This window comes from Paenibacillus sp. VCA1 (assembly GCF_031583795.1).
Lineage (GTDB): Bacteria > Bacillota > Bacilli > Paenibacillales > Paenibacillaceae > Paenibacillus_AQ > Paenibacillus_AQ albilobatus.
In genome coordinates this window covers 489,413-510,653 of record NZ_JAVLSX010000005.1, presented here as the reverse complement: position 1 = coordinate 510,653, position 21,241 = coordinate 489,413, and the positions used below count along the sequence as shown (strand labels likewise).

The 21,241-nt window shown below is 52.0% G+C and carries 22 protein-coding genes; 2 read left to right on the top strand and 20 right to left on the bottom strand.

What is annotated here, in order from left to right; all coding sequences use genetic code 11:
- Window positions 1-85 precede the first annotated feature (85 nt).
- From RJP21_RS14305 to RJP21_RS14245, 13 genes are all read right to left on the bottom strand, one after another.
- Complete coding sequence (locus RJP21_RS14305) at window positions 86-1,231, bottom strand: glycerate kinase (protein ID WP_310859837.1); 1,146 nt, start codon at window positions 1,229-1,231, stop codon at window positions 86-88.
- A 74-nt stretch (window positions 1,232-1,305) separates the two neighbouring features.
- Entirely contained in the window at window positions 1,306-1,749 is a 444-nt protein-coding gene (locus RJP21_RS14300) for a threonine/serine exporter family protein (RefSeq protein ID WP_160037589.1), read from the bottom strand.
- Between the two features lie 9 nt (window positions 1,750-1,758).
- Window positions 1,759-2,517 carry a threonine/serine exporter family protein gene (locus RJP21_RS14295; RefSeq protein ID WP_397386217.1) on the bottom strand — a complete coding sequence of 253 codons (759 nt, stop codon included), beginning with the start codon at window positions 2,515-2,517 and terminating at the stop codon, window positions 1,759-1,761.
- A gap of 240 nt (window positions 2,518-2,757) precedes the next feature.
- Window positions 2,758-5,955, bottom strand: a complete 3,198-nt coding sequence (locus RJP21_RS14290; protein WP_310859836.1) for a glycosyl hydrolase family 18 protein — start codon at window positions 5,953-5,955, stop codon at window positions 2,758-2,760.
- A gap of 39 nt (window positions 5,956-5,994) precedes the next feature.
- Window positions 5,995-8,148 (bottom strand): glycosyl hydrolase family 18 protein, encoded by a 2,154-nt coding sequence (locus RJP21_RS14285; RefSeq protein WP_310859835.1) that lies wholly within the window; start codon window positions 8,146-8,148, stop codon window positions 5,995-5,997.
- 424 nt (window positions 8,149-8,572) lie between these two features.
- Entirely contained in the window at window positions 8,573-9,097 is a 525-nt protein-coding gene (locus tag RJP21_RS14280; protein ID WP_310859834.1) for a GNAT family N-acetyltransferase, read from the bottom strand.
- Between the two features lie 303 nt (window positions 9,098-9,400).
- Window positions 9,401-9,562: a hypothetical protein gene (locus RJP21_RS14275; protein WP_310859833.1), complete on the bottom strand. Its 162-nt coding sequence runs from the start codon at window positions 9,560-9,562 to the stop codon at window positions 9,401-9,403.
- A 478-nt stretch (window positions 9,563-10,040) separates the two neighbouring features.
- The gene (locus tag RJP21_RS14270; RefSeq protein WP_310859832.1) at window positions 10,041-11,360 is read right to left on the bottom strand and encodes a HAMP domain-containing sensor histidine kinase; all 1,320 of its coding nucleotides are present in this window, start codon (window positions 11,358-11,360) and stop codon (window positions 10,041-10,043) included.
- A complete protein-coding gene (locus RJP21_RS14265) occupies window positions 11,357-12,052 on the bottom strand; it encodes a response regulator transcription factor (protein WP_310859831.1) in 696 nt (231 codons plus the stop codon). Before RJP21_RS14265 ends, RJP21_RS14270 begins: the two co-directional genes overlap by 4 nt.
- Window positions 12,053-12,204: 152 nt before the next feature.
- A complete protein-coding gene (locus RJP21_RS14260) occupies window positions 12,205-12,672 on the bottom strand; it encodes a hypothetical protein (RefSeq protein ID WP_310859830.1) in 468 nt (155 codons plus the stop codon).
- A gap of 114 nt (window positions 12,673-12,786) precedes the next feature.
- The gene (locus tag RJP21_RS14255) at window positions 12,787-13,278 is read right to left on the bottom strand and encodes an 8-oxo-dGTP diphosphatase (RefSeq protein ID WP_160037582.1); all 492 of its coding nucleotides are present in this window, start codon (window positions 13,276-13,278) and stop codon (window positions 12,787-12,789) included.
- A 91-nt stretch (window positions 13,279-13,369) separates the two neighbouring features.
- On the bottom strand, window positions 13,370-13,876 hold the full coding sequence (locus RJP21_RS14250) for a hypothetical protein (RefSeq protein ID WP_310859829.1): 507 nt from the start codon (window positions 13,874-13,876) through the stop codon (window positions 13,370-13,372).
- Window positions 13,877-13,938: 62 nt separating this feature from the next.
- Window positions 13,939-14,115 (bottom strand): hypothetical protein, encoded by a 177-nt coding sequence (locus RJP21_RS14245; protein WP_310859828.1) that lies wholly within the window; start codon window positions 14,113-14,115, stop codon window positions 13,939-13,941.
- A gap of 310 nt (window positions 14,116-14,425) precedes the next feature.
- On the opposite strand from RJP21_RS14245, the gene RJP21_RS14240 reads away from it, so the two are divergent.
- Complete coding sequence (locus tag RJP21_RS14240; RefSeq protein ID WP_310859827.1) at window positions 14,426-14,944, top strand: hypothetical protein; 519 nt, start codon at window positions 14,426-14,428, stop codon at window positions 14,942-14,944.
- A gap of 373 nt (window positions 14,945-15,317) precedes the next feature.
- On the opposite strand, the gene RJP21_RS14235 is transcribed toward RJP21_RS14240, so the two are convergent.
- From RJP21_RS14235 to RJP21_RS14215, 5 genes are all read right to left on the bottom strand, one after another.
- Window positions 15,318-15,797: a hypothetical protein gene (locus RJP21_RS14235; RefSeq protein WP_310859826.1), complete on the bottom strand. Its 480-nt coding sequence runs from the start codon at window positions 15,795-15,797 to the stop codon at window positions 15,318-15,320.
- A 62-nt stretch (window positions 15,798-15,859) separates the two neighbouring features.
- Window positions 15,860-16,183 carry an iron chaperone gene (locus RJP21_RS14230; RefSeq protein ID WP_310859825.1) on the bottom strand — a complete coding sequence of 108 codons (324 nt, stop codon included), beginning with the start codon at window positions 16,181-16,183 and terminating at the stop codon, window positions 15,860-15,862.
- A 63-nt stretch (window positions 16,184-16,246) separates the two neighbouring features.
- Window positions 16,247-16,768 (bottom strand): DUF4241 domain-containing protein, encoded by a 522-nt coding sequence (locus RJP21_RS14225; RefSeq protein ID WP_310859824.1) that lies wholly within the window; start codon window positions 16,766-16,768, stop codon window positions 16,247-16,249.
- 178 nt (window positions 16,769-16,946) lie between these two features.
- Window positions 16,947-17,495 (bottom strand): putative glycolipid-binding domain-containing protein, encoded by a 549-nt coding sequence (locus RJP21_RS14220; RefSeq protein WP_310859823.1) that lies wholly within the window; start codon window positions 17,493-17,495, stop codon window positions 16,947-16,949.
- A 628-nt stretch (window positions 17,496-18,123) separates the two neighbouring features.
- Window positions 18,124-18,378, bottom strand: a complete 255-nt coding sequence (locus RJP21_RS14215) for a hypothetical protein (RefSeq protein ID WP_310859822.1) — start codon at window positions 18,376-18,378, stop codon at window positions 18,124-18,126.
- Between the two features lie 79 nt (window positions 18,379-18,457).
- On the opposite strand from RJP21_RS14215, the gene RJP21_RS14210 reads away from it, so the two are divergent.
- The gene (locus tag RJP21_RS14210) at window positions 18,458-19,729 is read left to right on the top strand and encodes an MFS transporter (protein ID WP_310859821.1); all 1,272 of its coding nucleotides are present in this window, start codon (window positions 18,458-18,460) and stop codon (window positions 19,727-19,729) included.
- A 207-nt stretch (window positions 19,730-19,936) separates the two neighbouring features.
- Here the strand turns inward: RJP21_RS14210 and RJP21_RS14205 are convergent, their stop codons facing one another.
- Window positions 19,937-20,476 carry a BsuPI-related putative proteinase inhibitor gene (locus RJP21_RS14205; RefSeq protein ID WP_310859820.1) on the bottom strand — a complete coding sequence of 180 codons (540 nt, stop codon included), beginning with the start codon at window positions 20,474-20,476 and terminating at the stop codon, window positions 19,937-19,939.
- 48 nt (window positions 20,477-20,524) lie between these two features.
- Entirely contained in the window at window positions 20,525-21,187 is a 663-nt protein-coding gene (locus RJP21_RS14200) for an HAD family hydrolase (protein WP_310859819.1), read from the bottom strand.
- Between the last annotated feature and the right edge of the window lie 54 nt (window positions 21,188-21,241).

The following is a 21,241-nucleotide window of genomic DNA, read 5'->3' as shown; positions in this document are numbered from 1 at the left end:
GGAAGCAAGTTCGTTACATCTTGCCTCCGCCTTTTTATGTACCCGCACCAAAACGCGCGCCATGGTCAATCCGTCCAAGCAACCGTCATCTCCGGAGCATCAACAGCCGCATCGCATTTTCCGCGGCACGCTCCATGTTGGCCTCCCCCTGCCGAAGCGCATCCTGCAGGTCGCAGGCGCCGGGAAGAATGCCGAATACCGCGGCGATTCCTTGTTCGTAAAGCTCGTCAATGCCGTCGCCGATCCTTCCGGCAAACGCAATGACGGGCTTTCGATGTTTCTTGGCCGCCCGGGCTACGCCGTAGGGCGTTTTGCCGAACCGGGTTTGGGCGTCGATGCTCCCCTCGCCCGTCCAGACCATGTCCGCCCGTTTTATTTTTTCCTCCAGTCCCGTCATTCGTGCGACAAGCTCCATCCCCTTGTGTAACGTCCCGTTCAAAAACACCATGATCCCGGCGCCCAAACCGCCGGCAGCTCCCGCTCCGGGAACGTCGGCGATGTCGATGCCAAGCTGGCGGCGGATGACATCGGCAAAATGCCGCAAATTCGCATCCAGAACGGCCGCCATATCCGGGGTGGCTCCTTTTTGCGGCCCAAAGACATGCGATGCCCCTTCCGGCCCGCATAGCGGATTTGTCACATCGCAAGCCGCTTCGACCTTGACCTGCCGGATTCTCGGATCAAGTCCGCCAAGGTCGATTCGGCTCAATTTGCGCAGCGCCCCTCCGCCGGGCCCCAGCTCCTGCCCGCTTTCGTCCAGCAGCTTGCCGCCCAGCGCCTGAAGCATCCCTGCGCCGCCGTCATTCGTAGCGCTGCCGCCGATTCCGATCAGCAGGCGATGTATCCCATGATCCAAGGCGGCTTTAATGAGCTGTCCCGTGCCGTAGGTCGTCGTCAGCAGCGGATTCCGCTCCGTTTCGGGAACGAGGCCGATGCCGCTGGCGCTCGCCATTTCCAGCACGGCCGTCTTTCCGTCCCCGGTAATCCCGTAATAAGCCTGCACCTCGCTTCCTAGCGGTCCCCTCACCCGAAGCGGGTACAACCTGCCGCCGGTCGCGTCGACGATCGATTGCGCCGTTCCTTCCCCGCCGTCGGCCATGGGCGCATGCAGGCAGCGAATTTCCGGGTTGGCGCGCCGGATGCCCCGCTCCATCGCTTCGCACACCTGTTTGGCCGTCATGCTTTCCTTGAACGAGTCCGGGGCCAGCACAATCGTCTTTACATCGATCATTTGCAAGTCCTCCCCTCCAGATTTTTCGCTACGATGGTCCGGCTTCAATGCAGCCATGAACCCGGCATCCCGGCTCAAGGCGTCTTGGCAGCGCGAATTTTCCGGATCAATTGGTTGGTTACTTCGGACAGCAGCAGTCCCAGCGCGATTGCTCCGGACATCATAAACGCCACCGCGCCGGATTGCACCGCCTGGTCGTAATGGTTTTCCACCGCGTTGCGCATCGCGTCATAAGCCAAACCGCCCGGAACGAGCGGAATGATCCCGGACACGCTGAACACGATGATCGGTTTGCGGTACATTTTGGCGAAAAAATAGCTGATCATCGTAACGCAGTATGCGGCAACGACCGTAGCCGCAAGCTTTTGGACGCCGATATCCTGCAGCCATATGTATAGCACCCAGCCCACCATGCCCGCGAGCCCGCACTGCCAGAGCGTTTTTTTCGGGGCGTTGAAGATCATGCCGAATGCGGCGGATGCGATGAAGCTCGTAACGATTTGTTCGATATAATACATCTTGACCTCCTACTGCAAAGACAGCATAAACGCGATTCCCGCGCCGATGGCGAAGGATGTAATGAAGGCTTCCGCTCCTTTGGACAAGCCTGACACGAGGTGGCCCGCCATCAAATCCCGAATCGCGTTCGTGATTAAAAGGCCGGGAACGAGCGGCATAACGGAGCTGATGATGATCGTGTCGCGGGCTTGCCCGAACCCGTATTTCACGAACAGAATCGCGCATAACCCGATCATGAGCGCCCCCGAAAACTCCGCAAAAAACTTGACCGGGATAAACCGGTGAAGCAGAACCGAGCAGTAGTAGCCGATCCCGCCCGCAAGCATCGCCGGAATGAAGTCCGGCCAGGTGCCGCGGAACATGATCAGGAAACATCCGCTGGCCACCGCCGCCATAAGCACGTTCAGCCATAACGGGTATATGGCGCGCGTCCGGTCGATTTCCTGCAATTCACGGTAGGCATCGGCGATGGACATGCCCCCTTGGCTGATTTTGCGGGAGAGGGTGTTCACCCGGTCGATTTTATACAAGTTGGTCGTCCGCTCCGTGATCCGGTTCAGCCGGGTCATCGGCTGCGGATCCTCCAGCGAGAAAATGATGCCGGTCGGCGTCATATAGCTGTGCGTATGGTCGATCCCGTAAGACGAGGCGATCCGCATCATCGTGTCCTCCACCCGGTACGTTTCCGCCCCGCTTTGCAGCATAATCTGCCCGGCCAGCAGGCAAACCTTCATAATTTCGCGTTCTTCGCGCAATGATTCCTCCAAAGCCAAAGCTTGCTCCTTTCGCGACTTTCAATCAAAATACGGAATTTACATACAGTATAATGCCTTTTTCGAATAAAAGCATTGGTGTTCCGGCGTTTTTGGCTTGCATCTTTTTTGCCCCGATCCATGGAATGCCGGAAAGCCGGTCCGACGGAAAAGATCCCGATCGGACCGGCTGTTCGCTTTTTTTCGCCCAGTCAAACCTTTCTAACGGAAAAAACGTCGGCAGTCGGCCTTGCTTTAACCTTGCAAAGCCCATAAAGCCGGCACGTTCGGCGGCTCCCAGCCTGCCAAAGAGGTGTGGGGCTGCAGGCATTTATATGTTTTTCCATTGTAAGTCGCCAGATCGTCCTTGACGTATGCTTTGCCGGCAGCCCAGGCTGCCGGAGCCGAAGCATCGGGGTCCGTCGTGACCGTCAATGCATTGCTGGCTGCCGACACGTTGCCTGCGGCATCTTTGGCTTTCACCGTAAAGGTATAAGCTGTATTCGGCGTTAGACCGTTTATGACGGCCGTTAGCGTAGAGCCGTCAACCGACGCTGCCGGCGCATTCCCCTGGTAAACATCATAGCCCGCAACGCCCACGTTATCCGTGGAAGCCGTCCAGGACAACGTGACCGACGTGGACGTTTTCGCCGATGCGCTCAAGTTGCCGGGAGCGGTCGGCGGTACCGTGTCGGCGGAAGGCGCGTCCGTTGTTACGGTGACCGCGTTGCTGGCCGGCGAGACATTGCCTGCGGCATCTTTGGCCTTCACCGTAAAGGTATAAGCGGAATTCGGCGTTAGACCGTTTATGACGGCTGTCAGCGTGGAGCCGTCAACCGACGCCGCCGGCGCATTCCCCTGGTAAACATCATAGCCCGCAACGCCTACATTATCCGTCGAAGCCGTCCAGGACAGCGTGACCGAGATGGATGTTTTCGCCGTTACGGACAGGTTTCCCGGAGCGGTGGGCGGCACCGTATCGGCAGCGCCAAGCTTGACCGTAACGGCATTGCTTGCGTCCGAAACGTTGCCTGCCGCATCCTTCGCTTTGACGGTAAACGTATAAGACGTCGAAGGAGTCAATCCCGATACCGTATACGTCGTAGACGTTGCGCTTCCCGCAAGCGAATTTCCTTGGTATACATCGTATCCGGTTACTCCGATGTTATCCGTGGAGGCCGTCCAGGTCAAGGTGACCGAAGTGGATGTTTGACCCGTTATTTTCAGATTGGATGGAGCCGTCGGTGCCTGGCTGTCCTGGGGAGGAGCGGATTGCAGCTGCCATAATGTCGGAGCGGAAGGCGGTTCCCAGCCTACGATCGAGGTATGGGCATACGTGCATTTATACAGGTTGCCGCTATACGTTACGAAGCTGCCCACAGTATAGGCCGTATTCGCCTGCCAGGCCGGGTAGTTCGGGTCCGTTGGCGTTGTGACGCTGATGGTGTTGCTCGCCGCGGATTCATTCCCCGAAAGATCCTTCGCTTTGACGAAGAAGCTGTAGGTTGTGCCTGCCGTCAAGCCTGACACCGTTTCCGTCAGGTTGGCGGTCTGTTTGGCAAGCGTGCCGTTTTGGTAGATGTCGTACCCCGCAATATCGTCATTGTCCGTTGCAGCGTCCCACTTCAGCGTGACGCTTGTTTTGGTCTTGGCCGCGGCAACCAGATTGGCCGGAGCCGTTGGCGGCTCATGGTCGATAACCGGCGGCGCGGTCGTCACGGTTAGCTGACTGCTCGCGGGAGAAGCGTTGCCCGCGGCATCCCTGGCTTTGACCGTAAAGGTATAGGCCGTGCTTCCGGCCAGCCCTTTGATCACGGCCGACGTCGTTGCGCCGTTGACGGTTTGCACCAGCCTGCCGTCTTGATAAATATCGTAAAACATGACGCCCACGTTATCCGTGGAGGCCGTCCAGCTAAGCGTAACCTTTTTGTCGCCGACAGCCGAGGATGCCAGATTGGATGGAGCCGTCGGTGCGATGTTGTCTACCGGAGACGTTCCCGTGTTCAGGTCGTTATACACTTTATCCAGCAGCTTTGGACCGGTGCACCGGTACTTTGGGCTGGTCCGGCAGTCGGAGCTGAACTCCCAAAACATCGCCCCGCCCAAATATTTGCTTTTGATATAGTCGGTTTTGTATCCCAACGATTCGGTGTCATCGTAAGAGATGAAAATTTTGGTGCTCGGATTGTACAGATAAGGCACTTTGGCCGCGCTGTTCCAATAGCGGGTGTATCCGTTTTTGTTCACATAGTTGGCTGCGATGTCGCCGTAATCGAAAACGCCTGTGTTCCCTGAAGTGGAATCGTCCCATGTTCCGACCGGAGACCATTTGTAAACTGCGCCTTGGTCCGGCGTGCAGGTTTGGAACTGGCCGTCGTTATTGGGTCCCGGGGGGCAGTTTTTCCAGCTGCGCGCCATAAATTCGAGGCCGAGCACCAGCTTGTTCATGGGGACTCCGGCTTTTTGATACGCTTGGATGGCCCCATCGACAAAAAAGTTGTTGGCCAGATAGGGGTCGTTCGGATCGCCGTACAATCCGGTGTTGTGGCTTGTCGTCCCTTCCCATGAACCGCCGTGGAAATCATACGTCATGATGTTGATCCAATCGACGATTTGCGCGATTTTGGCCAGCTCCGTATTGTCGACGAACGTCTGGCTAGCGCCGGAGGCGATGGTCAGCAGATAACGCTTCCCGTCCTGCGCTCCTGCCGCGTCCAGCTGATTGCGGACCTCCTGCAGCAGCAGGGTGTAATTTTGTTTGTCTTCGGGACGATGGCTGTTCCCGGGAATCGCTTCCACGTTCGGATATTCCCAGTCGAGATCGACGCCGTCAAAGCCGTAGGCCCGGAGCGCATCGACCGCGGATTTGGCGAAGTTTTTGCGCGTCGCATCCGACGCCGCCGTATCCGAAAACCGATTCGACCAGGTCCAGCCGCCGACGGATAATATCGTTTTCAGGTGCGGATTGGCCGCTTTCAAATTACGAAGGGCTCCAAAATTGCCGCAAGCGGCGTCGGCCCAGCATCCGGTCGTCGGTCCGCCCGGCGTCGGCCGGAGGGCGTCCGCATCCGGGTCTCCAAGCACGATGCTGCCGTTAGGCACATTGCCCTGCTGGAGGGGAACTCCGGTGACCTGGCAAGGCCAGGTTTGCTTATTCGGATTGCCGGGGTCGGTGGAAGGATTGCCGTGTTTTCCATCCCAGCAAATGTCCGCGAACGCGTAATTGATATGCGTAACCTTGGATGCGTCGATGTCGGTGACGTTGTAGCTTCTTCCGTAAATTCCCCATGAAGGAAAATACCCTACGATTTTGTATCCGCTGCCCGCCGCCGCGGCGCTGGCATCACTGCCTGCCGCCGCAGCGCCAGCGGAGCGCGGAGCCAAAGGCAGCAGCAACATAAGCAGGCTCAGCAGCACGAGCAGCACCCCGCGGAATTCCTTTTTCTTGTTCATGGCGACGCCTCTCTTTCATCACATCAAAATGGTTTGGCGTTATTTTTTCAACCATAAAGCAGGCACGTTCGGCGGCTCCCATCCCGGAAGCGAGGTATGCGCAAGCCGGCATTGATAGACCGCTCCGCCGTAACTGACCTCGGCGCCGACGGCATAAGCCGTATTTGGGGCCCACGCCGGAGTTGTTGCCGGGCCGGAAGCATCGGTCGTTACGGTGACCGCATTGCTCGCGGGAGAAACGTTCCCGGCGGCATCTTTTGCCTTCACTGAAAAAGTATAAGCCGTTTGCGGCTTAAGCCCGGTAACCGTGTAGCCGGTCTTTGTCCCGTCCGCTGTACCGGCAAGCGTATCCCCTTGGAAAATGTCATATCCGGTGACGGCAACGTTATCCGTCGACGGATTCCACTTCAGCGACACGGTCGTGTCCGTATGTGCCGTTACCGATAGATTGGCGGGGGCTGTAGGGGCTTCGGTATCCGTTCCCAAGGCAAGCGTGGATACGGTAAGCGGAGCGCTGGGATCCGACACGTTCCCTGCGGCATCGACGGCTTTTACCGTAAATGTATAGGAGGTTTGCGGCTTGAGGCCCGCAACGGTATAGGTCGTGCCGGGTACGCGGGTTAACAGGGTTTGGTCCCGGTATACGTCATAACCGGCAACGCCGACCTGATCGTAGGACGGGTCCCATGTCAGCGTGATGGTGTTGGCCGTTTGCGAAGGAGAAGTCAAATGCGTTGGAGCGGTTGGTGCGGTTGTATCCGGCGGAGCCGGATCCGATTGCAGGTCCGAGGCGAGTTGATTCAGAAGTTTCGTGCCTGTGCAGGCGAATTTGGGGCTGGTCCGGCAGTCTTCGCTGAGATCCCAAATCATCGCGCCGCCCAGAGAACGGTTTTTGATATAGGTCGCTTTTGCGGTGATTGACTGCGGGTCTTCGTAGCTGATAAAAATCTTGGAGGAAGGGTTGTACAGATAAGGTACTTGGCCGGTCTGGCTCCAATAACGGGCAAAGCCGTTTTTGTTCACGTAATTCGCTGCCAGATCGCCGTAATCAAACATTCCCGTAGGCCCGGACTCGTAGTTGTCCCAAGTTCCGTTTGGAACGACGCTGCCGTTAAAATCCGGAGTGCAGGCTTGATAAAGTCCGTCGCCGCGGGGTCCGGGCGCGCAGTTTTTCCATCCCCGGCCGTAAAACGGAATGCCCATCACGATCTTGGAAGCAGGCACTCCCGCATTCAAATAAGCGTTTATGGCCGAATCTGCGCTGAATTTATTGACGGTATCCGGATCGTTCGGGTCGGAATAGAGGTTTGCGTTGTGGTTCGTGGTTTGTTCCCAGTCGCCGTGGAAGTCGTAGGTCATGATGTTGATCCAATCCAGAATGCCTGCGATGGCGCCAAGCTCGGTCGTCGTCGCGTAAGAAGGATTGGCCCGTCCTGCGATCGTCAGCAGATAGCTGCGCCCGTCCTGCGCTCCCGCGGCATTCAGTTTATTGCGTGTTTCCTGCAGCAGCAGCGTGAAGTTATGCTTGTCCTCCGGTCGCTGGCTGTTATCCGGCAATCCGCCCTCTACAGGATATTCCCAGTCAATGTCGATCCCGTCGAAACCGTATGTCCGGATCACATTGACCGCCGAATTCGCGAAATTGGTGCGGGCAGCAGGATCGGCCGCCACATCCGAAAAATGATTGGACCAGGTCCATCCGCCGACGGATAACAGCGTTTTCAAGTTCGGATTCGACTGTTTCAGCTTGTTGAGCTTGTAAAAGTTGCCGCATTTCCCTTTTTCGCAGTCTTCCCATTCCAAAGGCACGCCGTCGTTGTTGTTGACGTCCGCCCACGGATCGCCAAGCACGATGGCCCCGTTCGGGACGTTTCCCGTTTGGGTCGGAACGCCGGCATCCTTGCAGTTCCAGGTCGCTTTGTTCGGATTTCCGGGATCATTTGACGGGTTGCCGTGTTTGCCGTTCCAGCAAAGGTCCGCAAATGCGTAATTCAGGTGGGTGAGTTTCGTCGCGTCGATCTGTTCTACCTGATAGTTGGCGTCGTAAATGCCCCAGTTCGTGAAATACCCGACAACCTTGTAAGAGGGGGCGGCGGCATCCGCTTGTCCCGCACCCGGTCCCCGCCAGCCAATCGCAAGCAGCAGGCTGAACAAAACGGCAAGCATGCCTTTTACCCATGGTCTTTTTGCCATCACTCATCCTTCTTTCGGTTCAATTTCCGCTCCCCAAGCCATGAAGATTTGGACATGCGGCCGGAATTGACGCGCTCGCCTGAAGCCGAAACGCTGGTTCACCTCCTTTCACGGATGAGCTTTTGGCACTGCTTTATGATGGAGAAACGAAAGTTAATGCGCTTTCATTTTTATGCCTGCAAAAAGGACAGCCGTAAAGTTGTCCTTTTCTCCTGTAACCAGATCGATTACCGATGTGCTTTTATTCTAATCCCATTTTGTGCCATCTTCAACCATTATTTTAGTATTTAAAGTAAATTTTTTTATAAAATTCCATATTTCACGTGGTAAATCTTTGTTGGCCGTGCTCGACCGCTATTTGTTTTTCAGTAGTTTATGGCCTTGCGCCTTCTTGTTTATGTACCGAATCATAGCGCGATTTTTATTATTCGGCAGAATTGAGATCTTTCCATTGAAAGCATAGATTCTGCACCTCTTCACCGCCGATTTGCAAACGATCCCTCATCAGATACTCGCCGCCCATTTTTTTGTAAAACCCGACGGCCGGATTTTCTTCCAGCACCCAAACCAGCATGGAACGATACCCTTGTTCACGAAAATAACCGATCAAACGTTTCATCAGCTCGCGGCCGCATCCGCGTCCTTGCGCTTCTTGCAGCAGATACAGTGAATAAACCTCTGCTTCGATGTTCAGTTCCTTTTCCCGGCTTTTTCCCCCGTTAATGAATCCGGCGACTTCGCCGGACGGGGCTTCCAGCACGAACGTGACCGACTCATTGGCTGGGGCTAACACCCGCGTCCACAATTCCATTCGCGTTTCGAGCTTCAGGCTGTCCAGATAGTCATCGGACACGATCCCGCGGTAAGTCGTGAGCCAGCTGTTCAAGTGAACCTTTGCCAGCCCGGGAATGTCCTTGGGCTCTGCCTCCCGGATGATCCATGATTTCATGTTTCCGCCTTCCTCTCCATGGGGATTTGAAAGATATTATGTTCGAATATAGTTTGCGGGGGCCGGAAAATCAAGGGTTTTCGCTCGCTTTGTTAAAAGAGGATTTTGCAAAAATCCAAAAAGCGACTTCCAATCAGCAAGATATAGCGCGAAAAGTTTTGACTCGTCTATATCTTGTACCCTGGAGCGGCAGGAATCGAATTTTGCAAAATCCTGAGAAAAGAAAACTGCCGATTCGGAATGAATCGGCAGTTGATGCATCGCTTTCGTTACAAAAATCCGGGATCTACTTGAACCCCGAGTCTATGGAAACTGCGGTGATGCTTGCATCTTAACGACCACGGGAGCCGCCTGTACGGCCACGCGATCCACCGGTACGGCCTCCGCGAGAACCGCCTGTACGGCCACGAGATCCACCTGTGCGGCCGCCACGAGAACCGCCTGTACGATCGCCGCGAGTGCCATGCGTACGGTCGCCGCGAGCGCCGGGCGTACGGTCGCCACGAGAGCCGCCTGTACGGTCGCCGCGAGTGCCATGCGTACGGTCGCCACGAGAGCCGCCAGTACGGTCGCCGCGAGTGCCATGCGTACGGTCGCCACGAGAGCCGCCTGTACGGTCGCCGCGAGTGCCATGCGTACGGTCGCCACGAGAGCCGCCTGTACGGTCGCCGCGAGTGAGGTCTCCTCTTGAGCCTTCTCCTGGGGTACAGTTTTCTCGGGTTAAATCTCCTAAAAGATCTTCAAACATATTTTCAACTCCTCCACGTAGAATTGATATATGTTATGAAGTGAATCTAGCATTTGTTATAGCCATCTGCGCATTTCATGCTAGAAAGGCAGATTTGAGGAAACCGCCGCTGTTCAGGATTCACCGTAATTCAAGGCAGGGCCATGCTACCCTAGAATCATAGATGAAGAAGCATCTGCAGACTCGTCTAATAGATTATGGCCGGTCCTGCCTGTATTCAAACCAAAATCGGGCCCCGCCCAAATCCGATCCCTCGCAGCCGATCGCCGCCCCGAGCCTGTCCGCCGTCTGCTTGCAAATAGCCAGCCCGATGCCTGTAATACCTGCCTTCCCCGTATAAAACCTGTCAAATACCGACAAGCGTTCATGTTCGGGGACGCCGGGGCCGTCATCTTCCACATGGATCCTGAATCCTCCCGCAATCGGCGAAAGCTCCAATCTCACTTCGTTTGAAGCATACCGCACCGCATTTTGCGTGAAATTCATGGCGACCTGAAAAATTTGCTCCGCAGGAATAGCCATTTCAAGCGGGACCGTCTTGACGAGAACAGCTACGCCCCGGTCCGCCGCTGCGGGAGCGATCAGCTGATGAACTTGCTCCATCATCTCCTGCAAGTCGACCTCCGTCAGTTTCCATTCCTCCTGCACCGTTTCCATTCTCGTCAGCTGCAACAGCCGGTCCACCATCCGAATGAGGCGCTCCGACTCGGCCATCACTACGCTTAAGCCGTGCTCAACGGACACGACTTGATCCTTCACGGCGGACGCGTATCCCTGGATGGACATTAACGGTGTCCGAAGTTCATGGGATACGTTTTGCAAAAACTCGATTTGCTGCTGATGATGCCGTTGAATGCGCCCGGACATATTGGAAAACGTATCCATCAACTGCCCGATCTCCGACGTATCCCCTTGAGGAATGCCTAAGCCCCGGTAGCTCGGATGATATTTGCTGACCGCTTCCTTTAGCTGCTGCAAGGGCCGCGTCGTTTTCCAGACAAACCACAGGCCGACGATGAAAATGACGCCGAAGCTGATGCCGATCGCCAATAGCGAAACGCGCAGCACCCGCCCCGAAATCTGCTTAAGAATGTCCATGGGGGTATACACGACGATGCGGAGGCCGTTCTCCAGCTTTTGGTGGGTATACATCATTTTTTGTCCATGAAGCGTGAAAAAATGATCACGCGGACTCATCGAAATATGAATGGACTGACCTTCCATGTCTCCGTCCCCGGCCGCGATGATTTGGTCCGAAGGATTCAAGACGAAAAAATCGGCGTAAAACATCCGGTCCCGGAATCGAAGCTCCAAATCCTCCGTGCTCAGGTCCCCCACGTCGCCGCCTTCAATGATGTCGATCGCTTTGGTCATCTGCAGCCGCAGTTGGTTCCGCGCTTGGTCCATCAGCATACCGTCGATCAGTTGGTTGAACAAAAAAACGGTCGTCAGAACCGAAAACACCATGACAATGATGAGGGAAGTGAAAATTCTGCCCCGAATCGTCCGCATCATCCCCGGACCGCCGCTTTGTATCCAAATCCCCACAACGTTTCGATCTGCAGTGAGGCGCCGGCTTCGTTCAGCTTTTTGCGGAGTCTTTTCACCAGATCGTCTACGACCCGGGGCTCGCCCATAAAATCGTATTTCCATACCTGCTGGATCAGCTGCTCTCTACTGAAGGGCCGCTCCACATGTTTGGCTAAAAAAACAAGCAGCTCATACTCCCGGGAAGTGAAAGACACCTCCTGATCTCCGACGGTAACCAGCCTGAATTCCTCGTTCAGCGTCATGTTGCCGATCACAATCCCTTTTCCCGACTCGGTTTCCCCCGTCAAGCGGTAAGTCTGAACAAGACGCAGCATACCTTTCACGCGGGCGATCAGTTCCCTCGGATGGAACGGCTTACGCAAAAAATCGTTGCAGCCGAGCTCTAAACCGATGATCCGGTCCATTTCCTCGCCGCGGGCCGAAATCATGATGATGGGCATTTCCGTAAAGGTGCGGATCGATGTCAGTAAGGCAAGCCCGTTGACGCCGGGCATCATAATATCCAAGATGAGGCAATCCGGTTTTTCAGACCGTACGTTTTCCACCAGATTGCTCCCGTCGGGAAAAGCCGAAACGGTAAACCCGTCCTTCCGCAAATATTCCGTAATCAACTGCAGGATATTGGCATCGTCATCGACGACAAATATATGCGCCATCCCGTTTCCCTCCCGTCTGATGCTACTATTGTACTCTCCTTGATCGGAAATCGTCTATCTGCCCGGTTTTTCCGAAAAAGGCAACCCGCATCAACAGATTTTCAGAAAAAAAAGACGGGTAGACTGTCGTCTCCCGCCTTTCCCAGTGCCGTTTATTTGCTCTTTTTGGCTGCCGGTTTTTTAACGACCTTCTTTGCGGCCGTCGTATGTGTTTTGGCATGATGCGCTTTTACAAGATGCGTTTTGGCATGATGTTTTTTCGCTTTATGTTTGGTATGGCCGGCTTTAACGGCTTTTTTCGTTGCTTTCGCGTGTTTTGCCGGTTTGGCCTTTTTTACGGATTTGCTTGCGGCGGGAGCTTTTTTGGTTTTTGGCGCCGTTTTTGCTGCAGTGGCCGAAGCGGACGTTTGTTTGCCGGTTTTGGCAGGCGCTTTTTCAGAAATTTTGGACGCAGGCTTTACCGTTTTAGTCTCTGCTTTCTTCTCCGCTGCAGCAGTCGTTTTCGCGCTCGCGGCGGCAGGCTTGGCGTCATCGGCAAACGCCGCGGTACCCGCGCCGGCAAGCAGCAGGACGGAAGTCATCCCGGAAATCAGCAATTTTTTGGACCATGTGTTGTTCATGTCGTTTAACTCCTCTCGATTGGGTATGTCTTTATACTACTTACCAATCATGTGAGAGCAGCCGTAAAATCGTGTAAAAAGTATATGAAAACAAAAACAAAGTTGTTACTTTTCTTAGAGCTTTTTCACGCTTTCCTTCAAGGTTTTTTTGTTATCCATGTCATAGACTTCATAAATTTCGAAGGTGCCTTCCTCGAAAAAAAGCGGAAAACGCCGCTTAAACCAGTCCTGCATCGGCAGGGAGGTCGCCTCTTGAATCGGAACCCACAGCAATTCGCCTTCCGGCGGATTTTCCAGCAGTTCCCCTTCGAACGAAGTCGCTAAATAGTTGAAAACCATATATCGGTAGTTCGTGGAAGGATCGACGAATTCGTCCAGCCCTTTATAGACCAGGTCCTTGACGATCAGTCCCGTCTCCTCCCTCACTTCGCGGATGGCGCCTTCCGTCAGGCTTTCGGGAAATTCCACTTTGCCTCCGGGGCCGATATAGCCCGGAAAGCCGCGTTTGCTGGGGCGGTTCAGCAGCAATACTTTGTCTCCGTCCTGGACGAGGCACATGGTGTATAAAGCCACCTCGACCGCGGGCGCGGATGTCGTCTGTGTCATCTTTGTTTCCTCCGGTTCGTTTGCATGATCGAATGTATATCTCCTATTCTAGCACATTCTTCATCTGGCCAGCGGAGAAAACGGCATTCGATCACGGCTTCGATACGACGACGTTCGCGCCGTCTTCGCCGGATCCGAGTAGAAGCTCCTTGTCTGCCCGAATCTCTTTGAAGCCGGTGAAATCAGCCGTGGAACGGTTTAGCGTGACGTCCAGGACGACCTTTCCGTTGTCCATGAACACGAGCTTGTTCAGCGAATCGTCATCCAGCGGATAAGCCCCAAGGAACGTGTTGTCGAGCAAATACCCGACGTAAGAGCGGCTTGTGGTCCATGAAGTTCCAATGATCCGTTCCATTTCGCTTTTCGTCGTATAGGGATGAAAAATGTATACGTGATCCCACGCCACCGGGGTCAAATCCGATAGTTTAAAAGCCGTGCGGCCGTCCATGGCTGCCTGCAGCTTGCGGACAAACTCCTTCGCCCCCTGATTGTCGACATGCTTCGACTGAAACGAAATGTAACTGAACCCGAAAGGTACCAGCAATATAATTAGCAGCAAAAGCGGAATGACCAGCTTCTTTATGTTCTTCTTGTTCATCGCAAGAGTCTCCATCAACATAATTCATAGTATATTCATAGGATATATAAGAATTTCCTATATCATACCTTTAAGAAGCGGACGTTTCCAGCTTTTTTTTGCTTTTTTTGAAAAATAAAACCGTTTGTCCCCCTGATTGATTTCATGATTTTCGCGTTGATATTGCTTTTCTTTTCAAGATACAATACTGCTTCGCTTTGGTAAGACATCCTTTGCCAAAACAGGGTTTCTGCCTGCAAACCGTTCTCCACCAGTGCTAGGTTTTGTTTCTCCTTTTTGATTTTCCCGCAGCCTTCTCCACATTTCCGGCCGCCCTGAACATTGCGATCTTGCAGATTAGATCATAGGGGATCGGCCGATCGAGAGTTCTCCATTCGGATCTCTTTAATCAATAGTATTTATGATCAACAATCCGGATCATCTGGATCGGGCGTTAGAATCTATTCACTCGTAGATGTATCGGATCGATTGGGAAAACCCCGGACTACGCTTGCAGACTGGTCGCGGCAGTTCAAAGAGTTTTTGCCCACGGTGGGATCCGGATGAACAATGCGATATACGGAAGAGGCCATCGAAATATTTGGCCTGATATCCAAAATGAAGGACGCCAATGAGCCTCCAGAATACATAAAAGAGCAGCTACGCGGCGTTGTACATGAGATCATCGTTCCAATGACGATGGATGACGACGGGAAACCGTATCTTATGCAACTTGCCGGCGAAGTCGATCAAATCAAACAGGCAATCATTATGCTGGCGGATCAGATCCAAACTCTAATGACGGATAATGACGGAACACGACGGGAGCTTACTGAGGTACGCCGAGAAGTCGCAAGCACGACAGAGCAATTGTCTGGAAGGATAGAGAACCTGTCTAGTAATCTCCAAGATGAGATCCGAAAGGGCCAGCAGGAAACAAGTGTCCAGCTCAGACAAATCAGTGAGAGACTTTCCCGAATCGAAACAAACGGAAAACGACGTGGGCTGTTTGGTTGGGTTAGGCAGGAAGTGAAAAGAAATAAGAAATGGAGGAACAAATATGCCTACTCAAAAAATAATAATCGCTAAACTGGCTAAAAAAGCATCAAAAAAATTGGCCAAAAGTTAATGATCCAGCCCGATCCAGACGGCCAAATACGCCGGCAGTCAGAATTATCAGTTCCGGGATCAGCTCCCCAGATCTTCTCTGTTTATCCGAGAAACCTGAAAAGCCTTGATACACAAGGGATTATAGATTTTTATATACCCCGATTAACCCCGGGAACTGATCGAGAACTAATTAGGAACTAATCCGGAGCTGATCCGGGAACTAAGGAAACGGGGCCTTTTCGGACCCGTTCTGCAGCTTATTTCACTTTTAAATTCTGAACATCGTCGTACATGCTGTGATCTATCCAACAGTTATGATGATTTTAGAAGCAACGTGACACATTAAAATTTATTAGACCCTTACTTGTACATTGCCTGAAACAGCTCCACTTTTTGTGGTGAAATCTATGCTGTGAGTTCCACTTGTCGCATTGTTGACTACGATTGTTGTAGATGAATTACCCGAAATATCATATGAGTAAGACTGACTACCATATTTAACCGTAATTACCATTGTTTCACTTCTTGTATTTGTTGCATAAATACGATAAGCAGGATAGCCTACAGGTTGGTTCCAGCTATGTCCATAAGTGCTTACTGCTTGATCTAATACAACGTAATTGGAAAAAGGTTCTATTGAAGTACCTGTTGAAATTTGCGGATGTTCTGTTTCGATGCTTGTAGTATCACTTGCAACTATAAGGCTTGAACTTTTGGGACCACCTGAAACTGAAGAAGATTCTGAGGCAGATGCTAAAACAGGTAAAGAAATTACCATTGTTGCTGTTAAAGCTACAGACAAAATCGCAGAAAAAGCCGGTTTTTTCTTCATACGACTATTCCTCCATTTTTTTGCTGTGGACATCTAGTTCAGTTGTCTGGTATTAATAACACCTATAAGCGTAAAAAGTTACATTCAAGGAAAAATTTTATAGAAGGAAACTGCAGCGTTCCTTTTGATGTGCGGTATGGCGCCAGTTCCTCCTCGAACGCTTCGATGCCTTTCGGCGCCGGATAAAAGCCGATATGATGCTTGAAGGCGGCGAAATGCACCAGATTGCCATGAAGTTCGAACGTCGGCATTTGGTAGCTGATCTTTTCCTTCGCTGCCGGCGCAGCCTCTCTGATGACCCGTCTGATCGTTTGCAGCTTTTCCTGAATTTCGGGCGTAAATGTCGAAATCTCGTCGATGGACCCATAGGCACTTTTTTCATTCATGGGAACCGGGTCTCCTTTCGCAGGCCTGAGCTGAAGGCACACCGGCGAAATGGCCGGATCCCCCTACAGGTCCGCTTCTTTAATAAATACGATTTTCACTCCTATAATACGCCCTTCGCCATCGGCGGCTGCGTACGCCGCGTATCCCCCGTCTCCCAAGCCGGAATGCGAGACTACGCCTCCGTCCAGCACGCCAGCCTCTGTTTCGCTTCCCGTTATATCGCAGCAGGCAAGATACCATTCGCTGTCGGTCGTATCCGGCTCCGGCGCTTCCGGATCGGGAATGCGGTATTGGCTTGCATCAAATATGCCCGCCTGCCCGCTGTCGACGCCGACGATGAAATTACATTTCACCCATTCGAGCAGATCCTGCTTATCCCTAAACGCACTGTGGCAAGCGACCAGCTTGGTGCAGGCCTCTCCCCAATCCCTCACCTCTGCTTTATGGACATAGGCGTCCCAGGTGCCGTTTAATGCACGGTCCAACACCCCCATAATAATCGTGTCCGGGTTCAGGTCGTAACACGGATCGGACACGACCATGCTGCCGGATGTCAACTCAAACTGTCCCAATGGAATCATCATGTTTTGTTTCCCCTCTCTTTTTTTGCCAACGGTGCTGCGCTGGCATGCATAAAATAGCCTTTTATTGAGATTAGCATTCGTAATGCGGAAAATTCAATCTCATTACGCGAATCCCTTCCCGTTTCAGGTACACCCACTGAGACGTGAAGCCGATAAAAATCGGGTTTCCCGTACGGATCTACCCGCTTTTCTCGACCCATTCCCCTTCATATTCGCGGATGATGCCTTCACGATCGGTCCGCAGCCGTGCGGTGTAGCCGCTCATGGAGCGGTATTCGTATTCGCATTCTCCCAAGCGCGTATACATTTGCCTTAGCGGCATCACGTCAAACTCCGGAAACCGGACCCAGACCGCCGTCAGCTCGCGCGACTCCCCGTTTTGAAGCCGAAGCCTGCGAATGGGAAGCAGATTGGTGGCAGGCGTTGCGCCGATATCGATATCCGTGAATCCGTCGAATTCGGGCAGATGGAAGCCGTCAAGTGTCCAGCGATGGGCATCGTCTTTTTGCAGCCGCATCGTTTGAACGTTGTCTTGGCGGACGTACCGGATGACGGCTTCCCGGGTGTTTCCCAAGGCATCGCACGCGACATGATAGTCCACGAAAGAACGTTCTCCGGGCTCCGAGCGAATCACCTTCCCGTCGATCTCCGTCCGTTCTCCCAACGTAGTGGTGCAAAATTCCATGCCCGTATCGTCCAAGCGCTTCCAAATGATCGTTTTTTCCATGTTGCGTTCTCCTTATGATCTTGATGGTTTACATGGAGACCGACCCTTGTGAAACAGGCGTTTCTACCGTTCCCGCGGGGATCTCGTATTCAATGGATACTAAAGAAGATGACCCCTAACGAATATAGGAATCATCTTCTGACTGAGTAGTGCTTTTTTATCCTGTCCATGTTATGGGTCAAATTCAATTCAGAGAGACTCTTATGGGGAAGCTCTTAATGGCACTACTGAACTAAGTTAGCTTCTATTACTAATAATAACTATTAAAAAAGTAGCAACAGGTCCTAAGATCATCGAAATAAAGAACCAATTCAAACCACTTCTATTTTTCGTTTGAGCTAGACCTGCATTAATGAGAGCTAACGTAAACCAAGAATAAAAATATACTTGAATTGTTATCACTCCTTCTTCAAAAGTCTTGAATTGGCAGCAGAAATACACTTTTTTTGTTGCTTTACATCTGATTACTATATAGTTTTCCCTTTTAGATAATATTCAGAATAATATCCCATAAAAGTTGAATCAAGGTTGAACGTGTGGGAATCGGCCGCAAAAAAGCTATATCCCCCATCATCTCTTCTAAATGAACTAATTGATTCTTTAAGTTCAATTGGATATTTTTCTTTTATTATATCGAATAAATTAATTCTTTCGAGTTCACTTTCTCAAGAATTTGCTCAAATAAGAGCTTTTCAGCAGTTGGAACTTGGGGGATAGAATTTTCTGCCGATGATGAATCAGCAAACGCAGCAACTGGTAGGGCTACCAATAGGAACGAACCAGCAATTAATGTACGTCCTACTTTCGAATTTTTTTCATTGGAACCAAATACCTGATCTTCCCCCTTACAACTCCCTGTCTCTTCCCCACGGACATCTTCCATTTTCTGCTTCCCACGGGGAGAGCCTCCTGCTACAATAGGGATGACCATACAACGATGACAGTGACGGGGGATCAGCAAAATGCATGTATTGCATGCGGTTACATCAAGATGGAAACAGCTTGGCCGCAATATCCGGCTCTTTTTTCTGGCCAATGTGCTGTACCAAATCGGGACGGGCATGTTTTCGGTGCTTTACAATTTGTACGTTCAAGCGTTGGGATATGAGGATACGATGACCGGGACGATCGTCAGCGTGCAGTCTTTGGCGACCGCGCTCGTATTTATACCGATCGGGCTTATCGCAGACAGAGCCAGCCACAAGCTGCTGCTTTCGCTTGGCGCCATGCTTACGGGACTAAGCTTTATGGGGAGGGCTTTTGCAAGCGGGGAATCGGGACTGGTGCTGCTGGCGGTGGCTGCCGGCTTGTTTGCCGCCTTTTTCCAGGTCATCGCCGTCCCTTTCCTCGCGGAAAATACGGATAAACAGCAGCGGCTGAAAATATTCAGCTACCACTTCTCCCTCGTGCTTGCGGCGCAGGTGCTGGGCAGCAGCGGGGGCGGCGTTTTGGCGGATGTGCTGCAGCAGGCAGGGATGGAGAAAATACATAGCTTGCAAACGGTGCTGTTCGCCGGGGGCGCGGCAAGCTTGCTGGCGTTTGTTCCTTTATTGTTCGTCAAAAAAACGGCGAAGGAAAAAGTGCTGGTCGAAACCGTCGTGTCCGAGGCGGCAGCCAAACCTGCCGTACCTGCCAAGAACGACTGGAAAGCCATCTGCAAATTCACGCTCGCCCAACTGATCGTCGGAACCGGTTCGGGGCTTGTCGTACCTTATTTGAATCTTTATTTTACCAACCGTTTTGCCGTGTCGTTGTCGGCCGTCGGGATCTTGATTTCGCTCGGCCAGGTAATGACGATCGTGTCGATGCTGATCGGGCCGACGCTGGCGAACCGGGTTGGCCCCGTAAAAGCGGTCGTGCTGTTTCAAATGATGTCCCTGCCTTTCCTGCTGCTGACGGGGTTCACGAACTTGTTCGTTATCGCTTCGATCACGTTTCTGTTCCGGCAGGCGCTCATGAATGCAGCCAATCCGATTCAGTCCTCGATTATGGTGGACCGGGTATCCGACGCGCGCCGGGGCATCGCCAATTCCATGACGCAAACCGCATTTATGCTCGGCTGGGCGACGATGGGGCCGGTGCAGTCGTTCCTGCTGACCGCTTACGGAACTTATTGGGGATATGCGATTACCTTCAGCATGACCGGCGTTTTGTACATCAGCGCATCGGCGATGTATTATTTTATGTTCAAGGAACGTAAAACCGCAGCTTCCAAAGCTGCGGCCACGATGTAACTTCTATTCCTATCTTCTTATTTACAAAGTTGTTTCTGTCAGGCGGAAGGCGATGCCTTCCGCCATTACTATAGAAGAAAAGAAGAGCTAATGGCAAATTTTCTGACCGTTGGCTGTTTTAATTAAAATTTGATAGTTGTAACAATATATTGTCGTTATCTCATCATATAGTTTAGAAGATCAAACTCTGCTAGGAGCATCGACCCTTTATAAAACTTCAACCACTGTAGTAGCGGTCAGATCTTCCGTAGATAAGCTTCTATTTTCGGAATCGATGCTAATCAACATAACAACCTTTATTTTATAACGGCCTTTGGAAACATGACGGCCCTTTACATCTTTAAAATCCCATGTTTCTTTGTAACTTAGCACCTCCTCGTTCTTAAATTCCCGTTGTATTGATTTCATGGGAAATACTCTATTTGTAGACCACCTGTAAACTTCTTCATTATCCTCATTATTTATAAGCATCTCATAATTTTGAGATCCGTAGTGAATTAGTTGATCTTTCCCTGAAATGTTTCGAAGATTAAAAAGAATGGTTATGCGGTCTTCCTCTTTGATGGTCTCTATGGAAGTTTTCATTACCTTACTTATAGGCTCCATTCTTTTCTTGGTTTGAGTTTCTAAATCTCCTTCATTTTTGACATAATTCCCACTTGGAAGGTCCCTTGTTTTCAAGGTATCACAGGAGTTACAGAACGTTATCAATATTACAACGAAGATCAATATTGTCAGTTTATTCATAACCATTTCTCACCTCAAGTAATTGACGAGGTAAATATGGGGAATGTTTTAAAAAAACTCCAGATCTCCTTCAAAAAACGCCCTCAACTCCTGCACGGTTTGCACATGATACGTCGGCCGAATCGCGGTCAGTTCCTCCTCGCTTCCGTATCCGTAAACGGCCGCAATCGAATCGATGCCGTTTTTTTGCGCGCCGATGATGTCATGCTTGCGGTCCCCGATCATGATCGACTCGTCCTTGCTTAATTCACATTTCTTCATGACTTCAGCGATAATTTCCGCTTTGTCGGATAACGTTCCATCCAAATGGCTGCCGCACACGTATTCGAAATAAGAATCGATGCCAAAATGCTTCAGCACCTCCACCGCAAACACGGTAGGTTTCGAGGTGGCGACGATTAACCTCCGGCCCTGTTCCTTTAAAGCTTCAAGCAGTTCTTTGATGCCGCCATACAACTCGTTTTCGTAGATACCCCGATCCTGGAAATATTCGCGGTATTTCCCGACCGCCAGCACCGAATCCCGCTCCGAAAAAGAGTGGATTTCCCGAAATGAGTTTGCAAGCGGCGGTCCGATATACGGAATCAGCGTATCCGGATCATTCACCTGAATTCCCCAATGGGATAGCGCGTATTGCACCGATTTCGTGATTCCGACCTTCGGATCCGTCAGCGTGCCGTCCAGGTCAAACAGAACATTCATATATTGCATGGCTTCCCCCTCCTTTAAATATCCCACAGCACCTATCCTGCCGATTAGGGACCA

What these genes read in the sequence shown, in the direction of transcription:
- RJP21_RS14300 (WP_160037589.1), bottom strand. Translation starts at nt 1,749, where the DNA reads ATGTATTATATCGAACAAATCGTTACGAGCTTCATCGCATCCGCCGCA.
- RJP21_RS14270 (WP_310859832.1), bottom strand. Translation starts at nt 11,360, where the DNA reads ATGATGCGGACGATTCGGGGCAGAATTTTCACTTCCCTCATCATTGTC.
- RJP21_RS14240 (WP_310859827.1), top strand. Translation starts at nt 14,426, where the DNA reads ATGCGATATACGGAAGAGGCCATCGAAATATTTGGCCTGATATCCAAA.
- RJP21_RS14200 (WP_310859819.1), bottom strand. Translation starts at nt 21,187, where the DNA reads ATGCAATATATGAATGTTCTGTTTGACCTGGACGGCACGCTGACGGAT.
- RJP21_RS14275 (WP_310859833.1), bottom strand. Translation starts at nt 9,562, where the DNA reads ATGGCACTCGCGGCGATCGTACAGGCGGTTCTCGTGGCGGCCGCACAG.
- RJP21_RS14235 (WP_310859826.1), bottom strand. Translation starts at nt 15,797, where the DNA reads ATGAAGAAAAAACCGGCTTTTTCTGCGATTTTGTCTGTAGCTTTAACA.
- RJP21_RS14260 (WP_310859830.1), bottom strand. Translation starts at nt 12,672, where the DNA reads ATGAACAACACATGGTCCAAAAAATTGCTGATTTCCGGGATGACTTCC.
- RJP21_RS14265 (WP_310859831.1), bottom strand. Translation starts at nt 12,052, where the DNA reads ATGGCGCATATATTTGTCGTCGATGACGATGCCAATATCCTGCAGTTG.
- RJP21_RS14225 (WP_310859824.1), bottom strand. Translation starts at nt 16,768, where the DNA reads ATGATGATTCCATTGGGACAGTTTGAGTTGACATCCGGCAGCATGGTC.
- RJP21_RS14290 (WP_310859836.1), bottom strand. Translation starts at nt 5,955, where the DNA reads ATGAACAAGAAAAAGGAATTCCGCGGGGTGCTGCTCGTGCTGCTGAGC.
- RJP21_RS14285 (WP_310859835.1), bottom strand. Translation starts at nt 8,148, where the DNA reads ATGGCAAAAAGACCATGGGTAAAAGGCATGCTTGCCGTTTTGTTCAGC.
- RJP21_RS14250 (WP_310859829.1), bottom strand. Translation starts at nt 13,876, where the DNA reads ATGAACAAGAAGAACATAAAGAAGCTGGTCATTCCGCTTTTGCTGCTA.
- RJP21_RS14215 (WP_310859822.1), bottom strand. Translation starts at nt 18,378, where the DNA reads ATGGAAGATGTCCGTGGGGAAGAGACAGGGAGTTGTAAGGGGGAAGAT.
- RJP21_RS14205 (WP_310859820.1), bottom strand. Translation starts at nt 20,476, where the DNA reads ATGAATAAACTGACAATATTGATCTTCGTTGTAATATTGATAACGTTC.
- RJP21_RS14305 (WP_310859837.1), bottom strand. Translation starts at nt 1,231, where the DNA reads ATGATCGATGTAAAGACGATTGTGCTGGCCCCGGACTCGTTCAAGGAA.
- RJP21_RS14220 (WP_310859823.1), bottom strand. Translation starts at nt 17,495, where the DNA reads ATGGAAAAAACGATCATTTGGAAGCGCTTGGACGATACGGGCATGGAA.
- RJP21_RS14210 (WP_310859821.1), top strand. Translation starts at nt 18,458, where the DNA reads ATGCATGTATTGCATGCGGTTACATCAAGATGGAAACAGCTTGGCCGC.
- RJP21_RS14280 (WP_310859834.1), bottom strand. Translation starts at nt 9,097, where the DNA reads ATGAAATCATGGATCATCCGGGAGGCAGAGCCCAAGGACATTCCCGGG.
- RJP21_RS14255 (WP_160037582.1), bottom strand. Translation starts at nt 13,278, where the DNA reads ATGACACAGACGACATCCGCGCCCGCGGTCGAGGTGGCTTTATACACC.
- RJP21_RS14230 (WP_310859825.1), bottom strand. Translation starts at nt 16,183, where the DNA reads ATGAATGAAAAAAGTGCCTATGGGTCCATCGACGAGATTTCGACATTT.